Origin of the sequence: Yoonia sp. R2331 (assembly GCF_041103235.1) — a bacterium.
Classification (GTDB): domain Bacteria; phylum Pseudomonadota; class Alphaproteobacteria; order Rhodobacterales; family Rhodobacteraceae; genus CANMYO01.
In genome coordinates, this window is record NZ_JBGCUN010000001.1 from 2,454,114 (window position 1) to 2,472,330 (window position 18,217).

Genomic DNA, 18,217 nt, shown 5'->3' on the forward strand with positions numbered 1-18,217 from the left:
CCCTCCCGTATTCTGAATTACATCTTTTTTTTGCAAAAAAACTTTTTTTGTCAATAAGTTTTTTTATTGCTGCCTAAGATGGAATTCTGTAGTGCTGGGGCGTTAGCGCTAAAAAGACAAAAACATGACTTCAAAGGCCCATCGTATAAGCCAACTCGAACGCGCATATGAAACGCTGCGCGATGCCATCATATCTTGCGAAATCGCCCCCGAGGCGAAGATCCGGATCGCCGAAATGTGCGACATCTACGGGTTTTCCGCCGGATCAGTTCGCGAAGCCTTGTCCCGCCTCACCGCTGACGGCCTTGTGGTTGCAGAACCTCAAAAGGGGTTTCGCGCAGCCCCGATCTCGGCAAAGGACCTCAGAGAACTCACCGCCAGCCGCACCTATATCGAAGCACTCTGTGTCCGGATGGCGATTGAATTCGCCGGTGTGGAATGGGAGGGGCAGGTCCTTGCCGCGCATCATGCGCTTTCTCGTTTGCCGATGCTGATCGACGGCGAAGATAAGATTAGCGCGGACTGGACACGCAAACACTACGATTTTCACGATGCCCTTGCGAAGGGGTGCGATAATTCTTGGATGCTGCGGATGCGGCGCATGCTTTACGAACAATCAGAGCGCTACAGGCAAATTTCCGTGCCCTTGGACCTTAGCGAGCGCGATGTTGCCCTTGAACATCGTCAAATCTGCGATGCGGCGATCAATCGTGACGCGCCACAAACTGATCTGTTGATTAAACGTCACATTGAACGAACCGCGCAAATTGTTCTTCAGAACCTGACTGACTAGGCCACGCGGCCTAAACTGGGTCTATTCTATATGAAACCGCGAAATGGCGTTGGTAGTACTCGCACATTGCGCCCGCGCAGCCAGTTGACACCTTGAAACCACAAGCATCTGTTTTGATTGTATTTACGTCCAACTCTCAATCCGAGAAGACAGGTCCTTTCCCCACCTCTAAGTCTCTTCGCCAAAGCCGCCCCCGCCTGGGGACTTCAGGATAAAGATATCGCCGGGTTGCACTTCGGTTTCATCGTTTCCACGCAATGCTTCGACCGAACCATCTGCGCGCTGTACACTGTTTTCACCGGTTTTTCCCGGCTGGCCGCCAGCCATGCCATGCGGGGCAGTTTCGCGATGAGAGGACAATGTCGTCACTGTCATCGGCTCCAAAAAGCGCAGTTTGCGGGCAATTCCATCACCGCCAGCGTACCGACCTGCCCCGCCAGATCCATGGCGGATCGAAAATTCCTCTACCCGCACAGGAAACCGGGTTTCCAGCACTTCCGGGTCCGTCATACGGGTATTGGTCATGTGGCTGTGCACGGCGCTGGTTCCGTCAAAATCTGGTCCCGCGCCTGTTCCGCCGCAAATCGTTTCATAGTTCTGATAGCGATCGTTGCCGTAGACAAAGTTGTTCATCGTCCCTTGGCTGCCCGCGATCACCCCTAGTGCGCCGAAAAGCGTATCGGCAATCGCCTGGCTGACCTCTGTGTTGCCCGAGATGACCGCAGCAGGAAACGACGGGTTGATCATTGAACCTTCTGGGATCACCAGATCAAGCGGTTTCAGGCAGCCTTCGTTCATTGGAATGTCGCTGCCAACGAGGGTTCGGAAGACATAAAGTACCACAGCGCGACAGATCGCGCGGGGTGCGTTGTAGTTCAAACGGTCTTGAGGCGAGGTGCCCGTAAAGTCGATGGTTGCCTTGCGCGCCACCTTGTCCACGGTCACAGCGACCTGAATTTTCGCCCCGCTATCAAGAGGATAGGTGAAAGTGCTGTCATGCAGAACATCCAGCACGCGGCGCACGGATTCCTCGGCATTGTCCTGCACGTGACCCATGTAGGCGTGGACAGTATCCAGCCCGAATTGTTCTGTGATTTTAAGGAGTTCACGGACGCCCGTCGCATTGGCCGCAACCTGAGCTGCGAGGTCAGCCATGTTTTCGGGGATGTTACGACAGTGGTATTTTGCACCCGACAGAAGGGCGCGGGTTTCGGCATCACGCAATGTGCCTTGATCAACCAGAAGGAAGTTATCAATCAGCACACCCTCTTCTTCGATATGGGTGCTGTCGGGCGGCGCAGAGCCGGGTGTTTTGCCACCGATATCGGCGTGATGGCCGCGGCTGGCGACGGTATAAATGATGGTCTGGCCACTTGCGTCAAAGACAGGAGTGATGACGGTGACGTCAGGCAGATGTGTGCCGCCATTGTAGGGGTTGTTCATCATGAAAACGTCACCGGGGCGCACGGTGCCTGCGTTTTCGCGCAACACGGTGCGGACGCTTTCGGACATCGACCCAAGGTGCACAGGCACATGCGGGGCATTGGCAACTAGATCACCGTTTTGGTCAAAAATCGCACAAGAAAAGTCGTATCTTTCCTTGATGTTGACCGAATAGGCGGTGTTGGCCAGCGTGGCCCCCATCTGATCGGCAATGGACATAAAGAGGTTGTTGAACACCTCGAGCATGACCGGATCAACGGAGGTCCCAATCGCCTCTTGCCGTTTCAGGGCTACGGCACGGCGCAGGATCAGATTGCCGCCTGCGGCACATTCAGCAGCCCAGCCGGGTTCGATCACGTTGGTGCCTGTGGGTTCCGTGATGATCGCAGGGCCTGCAACGTTGTCGCCCGTTTTCAAAGCGTTGCGATCAACAAGTGGGACATCGCGCCATGCGCCGTTGGTGAACATCTGCACGGTTTGATCGTCGCGCGGCGCTGTAGCAGCGGCGTCCAGCGTGACGGTTCCACCGGTTGAGCCCACGGCCTCTGCCGTCAAGAGATCAATGATCAGGTGATCAAAAACCGGCGCAAAACCAAAGCGTTGCAAGTGAGCATCTTTGAAGGCGGCGGCCATCGCAGCGGGTGTATCAAAGGGAACTTCAAGCGTTTGATGCGCGCCGTTGGTGCGGATGTGCGCGATTTGGTTAACCGCGACTGCGGCGGACGGAATGCCTTGGCCTTGAACCTCGGAAACGGCTTGATTGGACAGGTCTTTCAACACCTTTTGCGCGGCTGCAACCGCGTCGATCCGTTGTCCGAACTGGTGTTCACGGATTGCCCGGATATCGGCCAGCCCCATGCCAAAGGCAGACAGAACCCCGGCAAAAGGATGGATGAAAATAGTAGACATTCCAAGGGCATCAGCGACAAGGCAGGCATGTTGCCCTCCCGCCCCGCCAAAACAATTGAGCGCGTATTTGGTGACGTCATAGCCGCGCTGGACGCTGATCTTTTTGATGGCATTGGCCATGTTCTCGACCGCGATCCGCAAAAAACCTTCGGCGGTTTCCTCAATTTTTTTATCACCACCAATGTCGGCGTTAAGTGACTGAAACGCATCATGCACAACTGATGCAGAAAGTGGCTGATCACCATGCGGGCCAAAAACCGCAGGGAAAACATCAGGCTGAAGTTTACCCAAAAGCACGTTGCAGTCAGTCACTGTTAACGGACCGCCCCGGCCATAGGCCGCAGGACCGGGATTGGCACCGGCACTTTCAGGGCCCACCTGCATCCGGCCATCGCGGAACGTCAGGATCGAGCCGCCACCGGCAGCGACGGTATGGATCGACATCATCGGGGCGCGCATCCGCACACCTGCCACTTCGGTTTCAAAGCTGCGCTCGTAGTCACCGGCAAAATGACAGACGTCGGTGCTGGTGCCGCCCATGTCAAAGCCGATGATCCTGTCAAAGCCATGTTCATCCGCGGTGCGCACCATGCCGACGACCCCGCCAGCCGGGCCGGACAGGATCGCATCCTTGCCCTGAAAGAGCCGCGCATCGGTTAAGCCGCCATTGGATTGCATGAACATCAGGTTTGGCGCGCGGCCTGCGCTATCATTCAGCGCGCCCGCCACCTGTTCGACATAGCGGCGCAGGATCGGTGACAGGTAAGCGTCGACAACGGTGGTGTCCCCGCGCGAGACGAGCTTGATCAGTGGACTGACCGCATGAGACAGCGAGATTTGCGGAAAGCCAATCTCGGCTGCGATTTTCCCCAGCCGTTGTTCATGGGCGGGAAAGCGGTAGCCATGCATCAGCGCGATTGCGACTGACCGGGTGCCCGCGTCATAGGCGGCCTGTAGCGCAGCACGCGCGCCATCCTCGTCCAGCGGGGTGACGATGTCACCGTCAGCCGCAAGGCGTTCTGTGACCTCGACCGCTTCTGCATAAAGCAATTCGGGCAGCACGATGTTCAGATCGAAGAGCCGCGGGCGGTTTTGGTAGCCGATGCGCAGAAGATCCCGCTGACCCTGGGTGATCATCAGAAGCGTGCGTTCGCCCTTGCGTTCCAGCAGGGCATTTGTGGCAACGGTGGTGCCCATTTTGACGGCACCGATTTGGTCCGGCGGAATTGGGTCGTCCGGCCCGAGATCAAGTAGTGTGCGAATGCCATGCACCGCAGCATCGGCATAGCTTTCGGGGTTATCCGATAGCAATTTGTGCGTGACCAACGCGCCATCCGGGGTGCGTGCCACGATGTCCGTGAATGTCCCGCCACGATCAACCCAGAATTGCCACATGTCCTGTCTCCCGTTCTGCCTTGGTACAGGCCAGAACGGGGCAGAATGGTCAAGCGTCCAACGTTTTCATGGACCGGTACTTGGTAGTCACTGGACCCGGGCTGGTGACCGGCAATTTGGCTTGCTCCGTGACCACTGGCTGTCCTCATCTCAGGTCAACGCGTCCACACAGCGCGCACAAAAAAGGCGCCCCGGTCTTGTGACCCGAGCGCCTAGTTTAAAGCCGTCGATCGGCTTACTTCATCATGATGCGACCATCGGTATATGGCGTGTAGGGCGCATTTTCGGCGATAAATTCTGCCGTAACATCGGCCAGATCGGGGCCGAAGTCATAGGCGTTCATCGCGTCTTCGAACATGCTGTAGCCGTCGCCGCCGTTGCGGACATAGTTGTTGGACACAACACCGTAGACCTTTGCGAGGTCGATGGGCGCACCGCCGACCATGACGTCGGACACGCGGGAACCCGGCTCTGCCGCTGCATCAACGGTAAAGGTCATGCCGGCGACCTGCGGGAAGCGGCCTGCGCCCTCTTCAATCTGGCCAACGCCGTTTTCAAGCGCCGCGACAATCGCTTCGCCGGTCACTTCAAACGTGGACAGGGTGTTCTGGAACGGCAGAACGGTCAGGACCTCGCCCATTGTGACTTCGCCCGCATCGATAGAGGCACGCAGACCGCCACCGTTCTGGATCGCGATCATGACACCCTGATCGGCAACCCGTGCCAGCATGGCATCAGCCACAAGGTTACCCATCGGGCATTCCATCGCACGGCACACGTCGCGTGAGCCTTCGATCATTTCAGCCGCATCGGCAACAACGCGGGTCTTCATCTCTTCGATCGGACCAGCCAGTTCGGCCACACGCGCCACGATTGCCTCGTCCTCGGCCACGGAAGCGTCCAATAGGATCGTATCACCGCTTGCAGAGGTCACGTTGCCTTCATCATCAAAGTCGAGCTTTAGATGACCCACGTACTTGGAATAGGCATAGGCCGACACGACCGGCGTGTCACCGACCATTGTTGGATAGGCCATCGCACCTTCTTCGGTGTTGGAAAACAGCGTGTGGCTGTGTCCGCCAATCACTGCGTCGATGCCAGTGACGGCTTCGGCAATTTCCATGTCCTTGGTGACGCCAACGTGGGTCAGGGCGATGATGATGTCGACACCTTCGGCGGTCAGCGCATCAACGTCCGCCTGCAGGCTTTCGATCTCGTCAGTGAAAATCACCGCGTCCGAAGGGGAAGAGGTTTCGACCGTATCAGCGGCCAAGGCCGAAACGATACCGATTTTCTTGCCGCCCACTTCCAGTACAGTGTGGTTGTCGACTTTCCCGGCCAGAATGTTGGACTGGCTGACGTCGATGTTGCCAGAAATGATCGGGAAATCCACACCGTCGGGCAGCTTGGCCAGACCTTCGTCACCGTCGTCAAACTCGTGGTTGCCCACGGCCATGGCATCAAAGCCGATGGCGTTCATCATCTCGATTTCCACGTCGCCCTTGTAGGTCGTGTACATCAGGCTGCCCTGATACTGGTCGCCTGCATCCAGCACGATGACGTTCTCATCGGCCAGTTCAGCACGCATCTGGTCGATCATGGTTTTGACACGCGCTACGCCGCCAAAGCATTCGCCAGCGGCGTTATCTTCGGCGTTACAGGTCGAATCGAACCGATTGATCGGTTCAATCCGGCTGTGCAGATCGTTGATGTGCAGAATGTTCAGCGAAAAGTCCGCGTGCGCGGTGCCCGCCATGACGGCCAGAGCTGCGGTTGTTGATAGGATACGGAATGTCATGTTTTTTGGTTCCCCCAAATTGGAATAACGATAGCTTGGCCGTGGCCCCAGACAGAGTCAAACACCCAGATGCCGCATCGGCATAATGCGCCCCTACGTCAGTTCTGTGACGGGCGGGCTTGATTAATCCAAAGGCACACGGCAGACAGCGGCCATGCTGATTTACAAGATATTTCGCGGGCCCGAATGGCAGGCCCTGTCGGACGCAGGTGAAACGCTTGGCGCGCCGATTGATCTGGCCGATGGCTATATCCACTTTTCCACCGCCGCCCAGGCCGAAGAGACGGCAGCAAAGCACTTTGACGGCGTTGATGGATTGGTGCTGGCGGCATTGGACGCTGATGCACTTGGGGATGATCTGAAATGGGAACCGTCGCGTGGCGGCGCGCTGTTTCCGCATCTATATCGCAAAATGCGGATGGATGATGTGATCTGGATGAAGCCGCTGCCGCTGGTGGCAGGCAAGCATCAGTTCCCGGCACTATGAGCGTGATTGAAAAGATCGGCCTGCGCGCCCTGCGGTCGATTGACCCAGAACGCGCGCATGGGCTGGCATTGACCGCGCTGAACGCGGGTTTGGGGCCAAAGGGCGGGCCTGTGACCTCTGACCGACTGCGTGTGTCGCTCGCAGGGTTGGACTTGCCGAACCCTGTCGGGTTGGCCGCCGGGTTCGACAAGAACGCGACCGCATTGGCTGCTTTGTCGCAAACCGCGTTTGGGTTCATTGAGGTGGGTGCCGCGACCCCGTTGCCCCAGCCCGGCAACCCAAAGCCAAGGTTGTTTCGGTTGACGCAGGATCAGGCTGCGATCAACCGTTTTGGATTCAACAATGACGGCATGGATGTCATCGGCGAACGGCTGAAAGGGCATCGCGGCCTTGTCGGGCTGAACCTTGGGGCCAACAAGACAAGCGCCGACCGTGCCGGCGATTTTGCAAAGGTGATCGCACATTGCGGACCGCATGTGGATTTCGCGACAGTTAATGTGTCATCGCCCAACACCGAAAAGCTCCGCGATTTGCAGGGCAAGGCGGCCTTGGCGGCATTGCTGGCGGGCGTGATCGACGCCAATACAACCGGTGTGCCGGTCTTTTTGAAGATCGCACCAGATTTGTCGCCTGACGAATTGGCAGACGTGGCCGAGGTGGCGAATGCATCGGGAATATCAGGACTGATTGCCAGCAATACGACGCTGGACCGCGACGGTCTGCAAGACCCCCACAAGGGTGAAGCGGGCGGATTGTCAGGCCAGCCCTTGTTTGAGAAATCGACCCGCGTGCTGGCAGCCTTATCAGGCATGACGGATTTGCCGATCATCGGTGTTGGCGGTGTTGGATCGGCAGAACAGGCCTACGCCAAAATCCGCGCCGGAGCCTCGGCGGTGCAGCTTTATACAGCGCTGGTTTACGGCGGGATATCACTGGCCGGAAAGATTGCACGCGGGTTGGATGACTTGCTGGACCGCGATGGATACGCCACGGTTGCGGATGCGGTTGGCACCGGACGCGGCGACTGGACCTAGGCGTCGGGGTCGTCCAGCAAGAATTGCGAATAGGGCGACCAAAAGTCGTTCTCAAACACCGGCATGCGCACCACAATCCCCTTCCCGCGTGGCGGGACGTTCGGTGGAAGGATCGCCTCTTGCGGGAGGATGGCGATGACCTGCGAGAGCGCCAACAGATGGCGGCGTTGCTGCGCGAGTGTTTCAAACCTCTTCACGGGTGGCGCGTTGCGGAATGGGAACAGGATATGGGCCGCCGTGATACTGCCGGGTGCCACGACCAAGCGGCCGTCCGGCAAGACAGAATATCCCGTGCCGTTTGGGTCGACCGGCATGGACCTGACCCGCGACAGGCTGAATGCAACTGCAAAGTCAGCCTCTTGCAGGACAATAAAGGCGGGTTTGTAGTTCTGATCGCGGTCCATCGCCGGGCGCACCAGTGTCGCCGCGGGCCCGTCACCCAAGGTGACGATCTTGCCTTCATCAGGGTTCCACGCCCAATTCATGCTGCAGACCTTTCGAGCCCCGGGTACTTCCACCCCAAGGTCACGCCGCGCACCACAAAACTGAACAATAGCCCCAGCCAGAGCCCGTGATTGCCATAGACCGCCATCAGCGGAATGACAGCGGCAAAATATGCAATGGCGGACAGGATCATCATGTTGCGCATGTCCGCGGTGCGCGTGGCACCGATGAAAATGCCGTCAAACATCCAGGCTGCAACACCGACAATCGGGGCCGCAACCATATAGGGTAGATAGCTGCGCGCGGCCTGCTGAACCTCGGGTGAGATCGTCATGATGTCGATGATCGTACCGCCTGCGAGTGCAAAGCAAAGGGCTAGCGTCGCGCAAATGCCAGCGCCCCAAAGGCTGGTCAGCAGCGCCCCGCGTCGCAACCGGGCCGCGTTGCGCGCGCCCAAGGCTTGTCCGACCAGGGATTCCGCAGCGGCCGCGAACCCGTCCAACGCATAGGCCGTGACGTGCAGGAACTGCAGCAAGATCTGATTGGCGGCCAGACTGACGTCACCAAAGTCGGCACCAAAGAACAGAAAGCTGACAAAGATCGCCTGCAGCAGAACAGAACGGACCAGAATATCGGAATTGACCACGGCCATGTTGCGCAATCGCGCCGCATCAAACACCCGTGGCATGTCGCGCCAAGCAGGGCTTGCAAAGGCGTCACGGCACAGCCAGAGGCCCAGCAAAAGGCCGCTCCATTCCGCCAGAAAAGTGGCCCAACCGACGCCTGCAACACCCCAGCCAAGCCCAAGGACAAACCACAGATCAAGCACGATATTGGTGCCGTTCATCAGCACCTGAATGGCAAAGACGCCGCGCGTGCGTTCCTGCGCGATAAGCCAGCCGATAATGCCGTAAAGCCCGATGGTCGCAGGCGCCGACCAGACCCGGATTGCCATGTAGTCGCGCGCCAGCGTTTCGACCTCACCACTGGCGGGGGAAACCTGAAAGGCCAGCCAGAACAACGGCACCTGCCCCAGGATCATGACCAGCCCTGCGGCAAAGCCAATCAACAAAGACCGCGACAAGAGGGCGGCGACTTCGGCCCCGTCTTCTGCCCCCGCTGCCTGTGCCGTCAAACCGGCGGTGCCCATCCGCAGAAAGCCAAAGATCCAGTAAAACGCAGTCAGGATGATGGCACCGATCCCCACGGCACCAATCGCTGCCGGATCGCCCATTTGCCCGACGACGCCCGTGTCCACGACCCCAAGGATCGGCACTGTTGCGTTCGAAAGCACAATCGGGATCGCCAGATGCAAGACACGGCGATGGGTGACACCTCTGTCAGCCATCACGTGGCGGCATCAAAAAATGCCCTGTGGCCTGCGCAAAAAGTCGGCTTCGGTTGTCCTGCCACGCCTCTACATGGACACTGGCATAACGTCGCCCGAAACGGTTCACCCGTGCGCGGGCGTAAGCATCCCGCGGCAGCCCAGCGCGGAGGTAGTCAACTGTGAAATCAATAGTCTTGGGCAGGCTGCGGTCCGCAAGATCCGTCGCACCCTGTTCCATGTCATCCCACATGGCGACCCAGCTCAGCTCGATAATCGCGGTGACTTCTAGGAAGGCTGCTGTCACGCCGCCGTGGATCGCGGGGATCATGGCATTGCCAATATGCGTGTCGGCAAAGGGCAGCACGCCTGTCAGCTCATCCCCGCGCCGGTCGAACTTAATGCCCAAAAACTGGATGTAGGGCACGCCACCGACGATCTGATCAAGTGCCGCATCGCGCCGCGATTTGACCAGTTGCACGGGTTCAGGTTTGCGGATCATGCAGTACCCCCTTCAACCGTGAAGGCGCCTGTTGCGGTTGCTACCGGGCGCGCGGTGTCTTCGTCCATCGCCGTTGCGCGTACAAATGCGACAGAGCGGGTGACGTGGTAACAGACCGCCTTGGCCGTGATCCGCTGTCCCGGTGTGGCGGGCCGCATGTAGTCGATCCGCAGATCAAGCGTGGCTGTGCTGGCCGGTGCAGCAGGGTGCGACATCACCGCAGCCCCACCACAGGTATCCATCAGCGCGGACACGGCCCCACCATGAATGACCCCGGTTTCCGGGTCGCCAACAAAACGGGGATCATAGGCCATGCTGATCGTTGCCTCGCCATCGCGGACCAATGACAGTTCCATCCCCAGCGCACGGGAATGTGGCAAAGCGCCGATGAATTGGCGCACGATGGCGTTGCGATCAGGTGGTGATGTGTCTGTCACGGCGGATTCCTTTGGTCGCAAAATTGTCCCTTGCCAGCATGGGGGCAAGTTGAATTTTTGCAATTACGCAAAATTCGAAGACGTAAGCCCCAGGTCCAAATCGTCACAATGCCCCGCCACCTTGGCCCGCACCGTGTGAACCGTTTGATCGTGGCGCAACTCTTTCGGAAGGTGACAAATCGCCTTTGTTTTCTTGCATACGGATTTTTGAACTGACCGCGTTGCCCTGAATACTGTGTCGGGCTAAGTTTCCAGTATTGGAGTGTACCAATGTCCGAAATCCGACTGACGTTCAAAGAAATGTGCGCCAAGTTCGATGTCACGCCGCGCACCTTGCGGTACTATGAATACATCGAACTGCTGCAGCCCGAAAAGCAGGGCAGATCGCGGTTCTATGGCCCAAAGGAATTGGCGCGTATGACCCTGATCTTGCGCGGACGGCGGTTTGGGTTTGCGCTTGAAGATATCCGCCAATGGCTGCTGGTCTATGAAAACGAAGGCACCAACGCGCAGATGCAGCGCTGGATCGAGTTGGCAGACCGTCAGATGGCAGAGCTCGAAGAGCAGCGCAAACAGCTTGATGAGACAATGGCAGAGCTCAAGCGGCTGCGGGATGAGACGGCGAAATCGCTTGGCTAGGACAGGTTGGCCGTTTCAAGCAATGATCTGACCCCCAAACGGATGCGCTCCGTGGCATGACCTGACACCTTTCACCTGAAAGGAGCTGCCATGACACACACAGATCTGACACATGCCTATGACAATGCAGCGCCCAAGTGGGATGCCAAGATGCGCAAATTGGGCTATCTGGCGGCCTACCGGGGATTTCTGTCCCACCTGCCCCGCCGCCCGGTTACGCGGCTGTGCGACATGGGTGCGGGCACAGGAGGGTTGACGGCAGCCTATCTGACGCAGGCGACCTGCCCACGTGATGTCACCTTGGTTGATCCTTCTGCTACGATGCTGGATGCGGCGACACAGAGACTACCCTTTGCAAGACCAGTGACCGCGCTGCTTGAAGATTTCACAGACCCCAGTGGGTTTGATCTGATACTTGCGAGCCATGTGATCGAGCATTGCGCAGACCCCAGTACCGCCATGCAAACTCTTGCGGCGCTCATTCGTCCTGGTGGGACGCTCGCGCTGATCGTCAGCAGGCCACATTGGTGCCAATGGTTCATCTGGCTGCGCTGGCGGCACCGCTGGTACGCCGCCCCCGATGTGATGTCTTGGGCCGAGGCCGCCGGTCTTCGCCTGCGTCATCTGCACAGTTTTGATGCCGGACCGCCTAGCCGGACGAGCTTTGGCTATATCCTTGAAAAACCAGAAAGAGCCCTGCCTTGATGATTGCCATCGTTGATTTTCACGTTGCCCCCGCCGATCAGCCCCGCGCGCTAGAGGTACTGTCAGCAGACGGTGCAACCGCCACCGGCGCGGTGCCGGGCTGTCTTGCCTTCCGCGTTTTTGCCAATCATGGCGACGCCACACACGTCGGCCTGATGCATGAATGGGACGGACCGGATGCGCTTGCCGCCTACCTTGGTTCCGATCATTTCGCCAAGATCGGTTCAGTTCTGCGCCCCATGATGAAGGGTCCGCCGGTCAGCCGCCGCTTTGAGGCGACACTTGTCGAAACTGCGCGCTGACGTCAGGCTGGGTCTATGCCGCCCTTTGCCTTTACGCTGAATCAGGACTTTCCACCGACCCCACGCACGGCGTTTCAGATCGGTCGGCATTATCTGTTATACGCGCGTGCGGGCACGATGCGGCTGGAACACAATGGGCTTAGTTGGTCATTGCCGCCTGCCCGCGCGGCCTTGATCGCTGCGGATACGCCGATCTGGATCAGCATGCGCCACACGCTTTCGGCCTGTTCCGCGCTCTTTGATCCGGCCAAGGTTCCTACCCCGCCGCAACCTTTGGCAGTGTTCGAAATGACGCCCCTTGCCAGAGAATTGGTGCTGGCCTGCGGCGATTGGGGCGAAGACACCCTGAACCGACCTGCAATGGCCGACCAGTTGTTTGACACGTTGCAAACGGTTTGCTGGTCACTCTCCGCCACTCCTTTCCCGGGCATGGTGCCATTGGGCCGCTCTGCGCATCTGACCCGTGCCATCGCGTGGACCGAAGAGAATTTGGCGGACGACCTCACATTTGCGGATGCGGCCGCCGTCGCAGGCTTGTCGGAACGATCGCTGGCCCGCCGTTTCGCCGAAGAGCTGGGCCAACCTTGGGGACAGGTGCTGCGTCAGATGCGGATGATCCGCGCCCACGAAGAGCTGACGATGACGGACCAGTCGGTCACGCAGATCGCCTTGGCGGTCGGTTATCAATCTCTTTCAGCATTCCACGCCGCCTTTCGGGGGCACTTTGGCAAGTCGCCGAGTGCCTGCCGGGGCAGTTCGTAGCCACGCAGTCCTGTATCGGAATCACCACCCAAAGCGCATTGGACGGGGAAAAACGCGGGTTTTTCCCTCTTATTTTGTTGCGCGTGACCTAGCGTCACTTTGCCTGACCTTTCGTCAAGACCGAAATGACGCCACGTTCCGTTTACGTCAACGTCAACATTCCTTGTAAGGTTGCTTCGGACCACGCATCTGCCGGGCATGACACCGGCATGAATGGATGAAAATGATGACGACCGATACAATGAATATTCGCGAGATGTGCGAGGCTTTCGAGGTCACGCCACGCACATTGCGCTTTTACGAAGCCAAGGAATTGCTGTTCCCGATCCGCGAAGGACAAAAGCGCCTGTTCACAAAACGTGACCGCGCGCGATTGAAATTGATTTTGCGCGGCAAGCGGTTTGGCTTTTCACTTGAAGAAATTCGCCAACTTCTGGACCTGTATCACATGGACGACGGGCAACTGACACAGCTCAGCAAATCCTACGAACTTGCCAAGACACACCTTGCCGACATGGAAGCCCAGAAGGCAGAGCTTGATGAAGCCATTGCCGAACTCAAAAGCCAGATGGCTTGGGGCGAAGCAAAACTGGCCGAAATCGCCAAAAACAACACAGCCGCAGCATAAATCCTGCGGCCCCAGACCTGACTGACCGGAGACCCCCACGATGCCAAGCTACACCGCACCGACCAAAGACTTTCAGTTCGTCCTGCATGAACTGCTGAAAGTAAGCGAACAGGACATTCCCGGCTATGCCGATCTGGACGCCGATTTTACCGGTGCTGTGCTGGAAGAGGCCGGCAAAGTGTCTTCGGAAATCCTGTCACCCTTGAACGCGATCGGCGACACCGAAGGCTGCACGTTGGAAAACGGTGTGGTGCGCACGCCCACAGGGTTCAAAGACGCCTTTGACCAGATCCGCGAAGGCGGCTGGACCGGCATGGACATCCCTGAAGAATTTGGCGGTCAGGGCCTTCCCTACATCATGCATACCGCTGCACAGGAACCGATGGTCAGCGCCAACATGGCATTCAACATGTATCAGGGCCTGACCCACGGTGCGCTGTCTGCCATTCTGGCCCACGGGTCGGATGCGCAAAAAGCGCTTTATGCCCCCAAGCTGGCCAATTGCGAGTGGACCGGCACCATGAACCTGACAGAACCGCATTGCGGCACTGATCTGGGGCTGATGCGGACCAAGGCAGAACCACAGGACGACGGTACCTTCAAGGTCAGCGGTCAGAAGATCTTTATCTCGGCTGGCGACCACGACATGGCTGACAATGTGATCCATCTGGTACTGGCAAAGATACCCGGCGGGCCGGAAGGCATCAAAGGTGTGTCGCTTTTTATCGTGCCGAAAATCCTGCACGATGACGCCGGTAATCTTGGCGCGCGCAACGGCGTGTCCGTGGGCAAGATCGAAGAAAAGATGGGTATCCACGGCAATTCGACATGCGTGATGAACTATGACGAGGCGACCGGCTATCTGATCGGCGAAGAGCACAAAGGCATGCGCGCGATGTTCGTCATGATGAACGAGGCGCGGCTGGGCGTTGGCCTGCAGGGCTATGCCCAGGCGGAAGCCGCCCATCAGAACGCGGTGATCTATGCCAACGACCGTCTGCAAGGGCGCGATGTGACGGGGGCAAAAAACCCCGATGGTCCTGCCGATCCTCTGATTGTGCATCCTGACATTCGCCGCAACCTGATGGACCAGAAATCCTTTGTGGAAGGTGCGCGCGCCTTCACGTTCTGGGGTGCATCCCTGATCGACCGGGCACACAAAAACGACGATGACGATGCCGAGGGCCTGATTTCCTTGTTGACCCCGGTCATCAAGGGGTTCCAGACCGACAAGGGCTTTGAATACGCGGTTGCAGCCCAGCAGGTTTATGGCGGCCACGGCTATATCGAGGAGTGGGGCATGTCCCAGTTCGCCCGCGACGCCCGGATCGCCATGATCTACGAGGGTGCCAACGGCGTGCAAGCACTTGATCTGGTAGGCCGCAAGCTTGCGCAGGACGGCGGCAAGCATGTCATGGCGTTCTTTGAAATGGTGAAGACGTTCATCAAGGAAAACGAAGCCAATGAGGCGCTGAAAACGGAATTCCTGGACCCCCTGAAAGCTGCGTCCAAAGACCTGCAAGCGGCGGGAATGTACTTTATGCAGAACGGCATGAAGAATCCCAATAACGCGTTGTCAGGCTCCTATGACTTCATGCACATGATGGGCCATGTCTGCCTTGGCCTGATGTGGGCCCGCATGGCGAAGGCCGCAATGGAAGCGCTGGAAAACGGCGCGACCGACATCGAATTTTATGAAACCAAGCTGGCAACGGGGCGTTACTACATGCAACGGCAATTGCCCGCCACGGCGATGCATCTGGCCCGCATCAACACAGGTGCCGAAACCGTGATGGCGCTGAAGGCTGCGAATTTCTAAGGTGGCGGTGGGCACACTCGCCCACCCACCATCAAAGGACCCTGCCCCGATGCCAAAGCGCCTGCGCCTAACCCGCCGTTTCCCAGTTGCAATGACAGAGGGCGGCTATCGCAGGCTCCGCAGGTTCAGCAAAGATGCAGGGTTGGACGAGGGGGAGGCGCTGTCGTTTTTGTTCGAAAACTTCGACAGCGTGATCAATGATGACACCTTTGGCCACCGGCTGAAGTTGTTCGTCGCAGAATTGGAGGCGCGCAAGACATGAACCGATTTGGCCTGACGGCACTGTTGCTTTGCCTGCCCCTTGCGGTGCAGGGCCAGGTGATCAGTGAAACACCGCGGGCCGTCGGCATCTTTGCGCCCGTTCAGGGCTATGATGATCTGACCGTAGATCGGTTTGGCACACCTGCATCGCCGGAATTGACTGAACTTGGCCTTGTGCTGGTCAGCCGCATGTTCCGCAACACCTGCCTGACGCTGGAACAGGGTGCTGCGTTGGAGGATGCGATGCCTCCGGGTTTTGCGGCCTATGAAAGCAACGCATTCTTCATGGGAACCGCAGTGACCGGTGATCGCGATCGTCTTGCGCTTTCGGCCACCGGAAATATCGACACAGTCGATGCTCAAGGTCACCCTGTTCTGGAAATCTCTGCCCGCGACACGGGAATGACCTGCCGATTGGAGTGGCGCATGGCTGCGCCGCCTGCCGCTGATCGGCAGGAAAGCATGGCGGTCTACATGGAACAGTGGTTCCCTTATGAATACGCGCTTGTCCGGGTTGAACGCCCGGCCATGGCATTCACGCCAAACATCACAAATTTCGCTGAATGGGACCGCCCCTGTGGCGACCGCTGGTGTCCGATCTCGGCGATTTTCAACTTTTCACGGGGCGAGGTTATCTTGGAAACCACGCTCAACATCACTGCCATTGGGGGGACACAACCATGAAGCTGCATTGCTTTGGCGAAAGTGGGAACAGCTACAAGGCTGCCCTTGCGTTGGAACTGGCAGGCGTTGACTGGGAACCGGTCTTTGTTGATTTCTTCAATGGCGCCGCGCGCACGCCGGAATGGCGCGCCGTGAACGGTATGGGTGAAGCCCCGGTTCTGGAAGACGGTGATGTCCGGCTCAGCCAGTCAGGCGCCATTCAGCAATACATCACAGACAAGACCGGCCTGTTCGGCGGCCCGAAATCCGCCAAGTACGAAGTGCTGCGCTGGGTGCTATGGGACAATCACAAGCTCAGCTCGCAGGCGGGGATGCTGCGTTTCCTGATGAACTTTTTGCCAGAGGACAAGCGCCCCGCTGAGGTGATTGCCTTTAGCCAAGGGCGGCTCAAGGCCGCATACGGCGTGCTGAATGATCACCTTGAAGGCCGCGACTGGATCGTGGGCGACAGCATCACCAATGCCGACCTGTCCTGCTGTTCATACCTTTATTACCCTGAACCCTTTGGCTTTGAACGCACCGCGTACCCACATATCAACCGCTGGCTCGACAACGTCGCCGCCGTGCCCGGTTGGAAACATCCATACGATCTGATGCCCCGGGCGCTGCCCGGCACCGCTTAACAGGAGACGAGAATGACCGACGCCTATATCTATGACACCGTGCGCACGCCACGCGGCAAAGGCCGCAAAGACGGCAGCCTGCATGAGGTAACTTCTGCGCGCCTGTCAGCCGGTGTGCTGAATGCACTGAAAGATCGAAACGGTCTGGAAGGCCATGCAGTTGAAGACGTGATCTGGGGCAACGTAACCCAGGTGGGCGAGCAGGGCGGATGTCTGGCCCGGACGGCGGTGCTTGCCTCTGATCTAGATGAGAGCATCCCCGGCTTGGCGATCAACCGCTTCTGCGCCTCTGGGATGGAAGCTGTGAATTTGGCCGCCAATCAGGTCAAGGGCGGTGCTGGTGGTGCTTATATCGCTGGTGGTGTGGAAATGATGGGCCGCGTGGCGATGGGCAGTGATGGTGCGGCAATTGCGGTGGATCCCTCTATCGCGATGGAGACATATTTTGTCCCGCAGGGTATCTCTGCCGACATCATCGCCACCGAATACGGCTTTAGCCGCGACGATGCAGACCAACTGGCAGTAAAAAGCCAGCAGCGCGCCAAGGCAGCCTGGGATGACAGGCGGTTCGACAAATCCATCGTGACCGTGCGCGACATAAACGGTCTACCCATTCTGGCCCACGACGAATACATGCGCCCCGGCACCGACATGCAATCGCTTGGCGGTCTAAATCCCGCCTTTCAGGCGATGGGCGAGGTGATGCCCGGCTTTGATAAGGTCGCGCTGATGAAGTACCCGCACCTAGAGCGGATCAACCATATCCACCACGCAGGCAATTCTTCTGGCATCGTGGATGGGGCGGCCGGTGTATTGGTCGCGTCCAAGGAATGGGGCGATGCAATGGGCCTCAAGCCACGCGCGCGGATCAAGGCGACGGCCAAAATCGGAACCGATCCAACCATCATGCTGACCGGTCCGGTTCCTGTGACCGAGAAGATCATGGCCGATTCAGGCATGTCGATCAGCGACATCGACCTGTTTGAGGTGAACGAGGCCTTTGCCTCTGTCGTGTTGCGCTTCATGCAGGCCTTTGACGTGGATGACAGCGTGGTCAATGTGAACGGCGGGTCCATTGCCATGGGCCACCCGCTGGGGGCCACCGGTGCGATCATCATTGGCACCCTGCTGGACGAGCTGGAGCGGACCGGCAAGGGTACCGGCCTTGCAACACTTTGCATTGCATCCGGCATGGGTGCCGCCACGATCATTGAACGTGTGTGAT

Annotated in this window: 19 protein-coding genes; 13 read left to right on the top strand and 6 right to left on the bottom strand. The window is 58.3% G+C overall.

What is annotated here, in order from left to right:
* Window positions 1-124 precede the first annotated feature (124 nt).
* Window positions 125-793 (top strand): GntR family transcriptional regulator, encoded by a 669-nt coding sequence (locus tag AB3Y40_RS12675; protein WP_369439150.1) that lies wholly within the window; start codon window positions 125-127, stop codon window positions 791-793.
* A 168-nt stretch (window positions 794-961) separates the two neighbouring features.
* On the opposite strand, the gene AB3Y40_RS12680 is transcribed toward AB3Y40_RS12675, so the two are convergent.
* Window positions 962-4,540, bottom strand: a complete 3,579-nt coding sequence (locus AB3Y40_RS12680; RefSeq protein WP_369439151.1) for a hydantoinase B/oxoprolinase family protein — start codon at window positions 4,538-4,540, stop codon at window positions 962-964.
* A gap of 235 nt (window positions 4,541-4,775) precedes the next feature.
* The gene (locus tag AB3Y40_RS12685) at window positions 4,776-6,338 is read right to left on the bottom strand and encodes a bifunctional metallophosphatase/5'-nucleotidase (RefSeq protein WP_369439152.1); all 1,563 of its coding nucleotides are present in this window, start codon (window positions 6,336-6,338) and stop codon (window positions 4,776-4,778) included.
* Window positions 6,339-6,492: 154 nt separating this feature from the next.
* Here AB3Y40_RS12685 and AB3Y40_RS12690 point away from each other — a divergent pair, with 154 nt between their 5' ends.
* Together AB3Y40_RS12690 and AB3Y40_RS12695 are read left to right on the top strand one after the other, a co-directional pair.
* Window positions 6,493-6,825 carry a DUF952 domain-containing protein gene (locus AB3Y40_RS12690; RefSeq protein ID WP_369439153.1) on the top strand — a complete coding sequence of 111 codons (333 nt, stop codon included), beginning with the start codon at window positions 6,493-6,495 and terminating at the stop codon, window positions 6,823-6,825.
* Window positions 6,822-7,859: a quinone-dependent dihydroorotate dehydrogenase gene (locus tag AB3Y40_RS12695; protein ID WP_369439154.1), complete on the top strand. Its 1,038-nt coding sequence runs from the start codon at window positions 6,822-6,824 to the stop codon at window positions 7,857-7,859. The genes AB3Y40_RS12690 and AB3Y40_RS12695 overlap by 4 nt, the downstream gene beginning before the upstream one ends.
* Here AB3Y40_RS12695 and AB3Y40_RS12700 read toward each other — a convergent pair.
* The 4 genes from AB3Y40_RS12700 to AB3Y40_RS12715 are packed head-to-tail and all read right to left on the bottom strand — an operon-like array spanning window position 7,856 to window position 10,569.
* Window positions 7,856-8,344 (bottom strand): hypothetical protein, encoded by a 489-nt coding sequence (locus AB3Y40_RS12700; RefSeq protein WP_369439155.1) that lies wholly within the window; start codon window positions 8,342-8,344, stop codon window positions 7,856-7,858. The genes AB3Y40_RS12695 and AB3Y40_RS12700 overlap by 4 nt on opposite strands.
* Window positions 8,341-9,651 (bottom strand): MATE family efflux transporter, encoded by a 1,311-nt coding sequence (locus AB3Y40_RS12705; protein WP_369439156.1) that lies wholly within the window; start codon window positions 9,649-9,651, stop codon window positions 8,341-8,343. The genes AB3Y40_RS12700 and AB3Y40_RS12705 overlap by 4 nt, the downstream gene beginning before the upstream one ends.
* The gene (locus AB3Y40_RS12710; RefSeq protein ID WP_369439157.1) at window positions 9,644-10,132 is read right to left on the bottom strand and encodes a PaaI family thioesterase; all 489 of its coding nucleotides are present in this window, start codon (window positions 10,130-10,132) and stop codon (window positions 9,644-9,646) included. The genes AB3Y40_RS12705 and AB3Y40_RS12710 overlap by 8 nt, the downstream gene beginning before the upstream one ends.
* Entirely contained in the window at window positions 10,129-10,569 is a 441-nt protein-coding gene (locus tag AB3Y40_RS12715) for a PaaI family thioesterase (RefSeq protein WP_369439158.1), read from the bottom strand. The genes AB3Y40_RS12710 and AB3Y40_RS12715 overlap by 4 nt, the downstream gene beginning before the upstream one ends.
* 270 nt (window positions 10,570-10,839) lie before the next feature.
* On the opposite strand from AB3Y40_RS12715, the gene AB3Y40_RS12720 reads away from it, so the two are divergent.
* From AB3Y40_RS12720 to AB3Y40_RS12765, 10 genes are all read left to right on the top strand, one after another.
* Window positions 10,840-11,208, top strand: a complete 369-nt coding sequence (locus AB3Y40_RS12720; RefSeq protein ID WP_369439159.1) for a MerR family transcriptional regulator — start codon at window positions 10,840-10,842, stop codon at window positions 11,206-11,208.
* Window positions 11,209-11,298: 90 nt separating this feature from the next.
* Window positions 11,299-11,913, top strand: a complete 615-nt coding sequence (locus tag AB3Y40_RS12725) for a class I SAM-dependent methyltransferase (RefSeq protein ID WP_369439160.1) — start codon at window positions 11,299-11,301, stop codon at window positions 11,911-11,913.
* Complete coding sequence (locus tag AB3Y40_RS12730; protein ID WP_369439161.1) at window positions 11,913-12,215, top strand: putative quinol monooxygenase; 303 nt, start codon at window positions 11,913-11,915, stop codon at window positions 12,213-12,215. Before AB3Y40_RS12725 ends, AB3Y40_RS12730 begins: the two co-directional genes overlap by 1 nt.
* Before the next feature lie 15 nt (window positions 12,216-12,230).
* A complete protein-coding gene (locus AB3Y40_RS12735; protein WP_369439162.1) occupies window positions 12,231-12,977 on the top strand; it encodes a helix-turn-helix domain-containing protein in 747 nt (248 codons plus the stop codon).
* Between the two features lie 226 nt (window positions 12,978-13,203).
* Window positions 13,204-13,605, top strand: coding sequence for a MerR family transcriptional regulator (locus AB3Y40_RS12740; protein ID WP_369439163.1), 402 nt, complete (start codon window positions 13,204-13,206; stop codon window positions 13,603-13,605).
* Between the two features lie 40 nt (window positions 13,606-13,645).
* Window positions 13,646-15,424, top strand: coding sequence for an acyl-CoA dehydrogenase C-terminal domain-containing protein (locus tag AB3Y40_RS12745; RefSeq protein WP_369439164.1), 1,779 nt, complete (start codon window positions 13,646-13,648; stop codon window positions 15,422-15,424).
* 49 nt (window positions 15,425-15,473) lie between these two features.
* Window positions 15,474-15,686 carry a hypothetical protein gene (locus AB3Y40_RS12750; RefSeq protein ID WP_369439165.1) on the top strand — a complete coding sequence of 71 codons (213 nt, stop codon included), beginning with the start codon at window positions 15,474-15,476 and terminating at the stop codon, window positions 15,684-15,686.
* On the top strand, window positions 15,683-16,369 hold the full coding sequence (locus AB3Y40_RS12755; RefSeq protein ID WP_369439166.1) for a hypothetical protein: 687 nt from the start codon (window positions 15,683-15,685) through the stop codon (window positions 16,367-16,369). The genes AB3Y40_RS12750 and AB3Y40_RS12755 overlap by 4 nt, the downstream gene beginning before the upstream one ends.
* Window positions 16,366-16,992: a glutathione S-transferase family protein gene (locus tag AB3Y40_RS12760; protein WP_369439167.1), complete on the top strand. Its 627-nt coding sequence runs from the start codon at window positions 16,366-16,368 to the stop codon at window positions 16,990-16,992. Before AB3Y40_RS12755 ends, AB3Y40_RS12760 begins: the two co-directional genes overlap by 4 nt.
* 12 nt (window positions 16,993-17,004) lie before the next feature.
* Entirely contained in the window at window positions 17,005-18,216 is a 1,212-nt protein-coding gene (locus AB3Y40_RS12765) for an acetyl-CoA C-acetyltransferase (RefSeq protein ID WP_369439168.1), read from the top strand.
* Window position 18,217 lies beyond the last annotated feature (1 nt).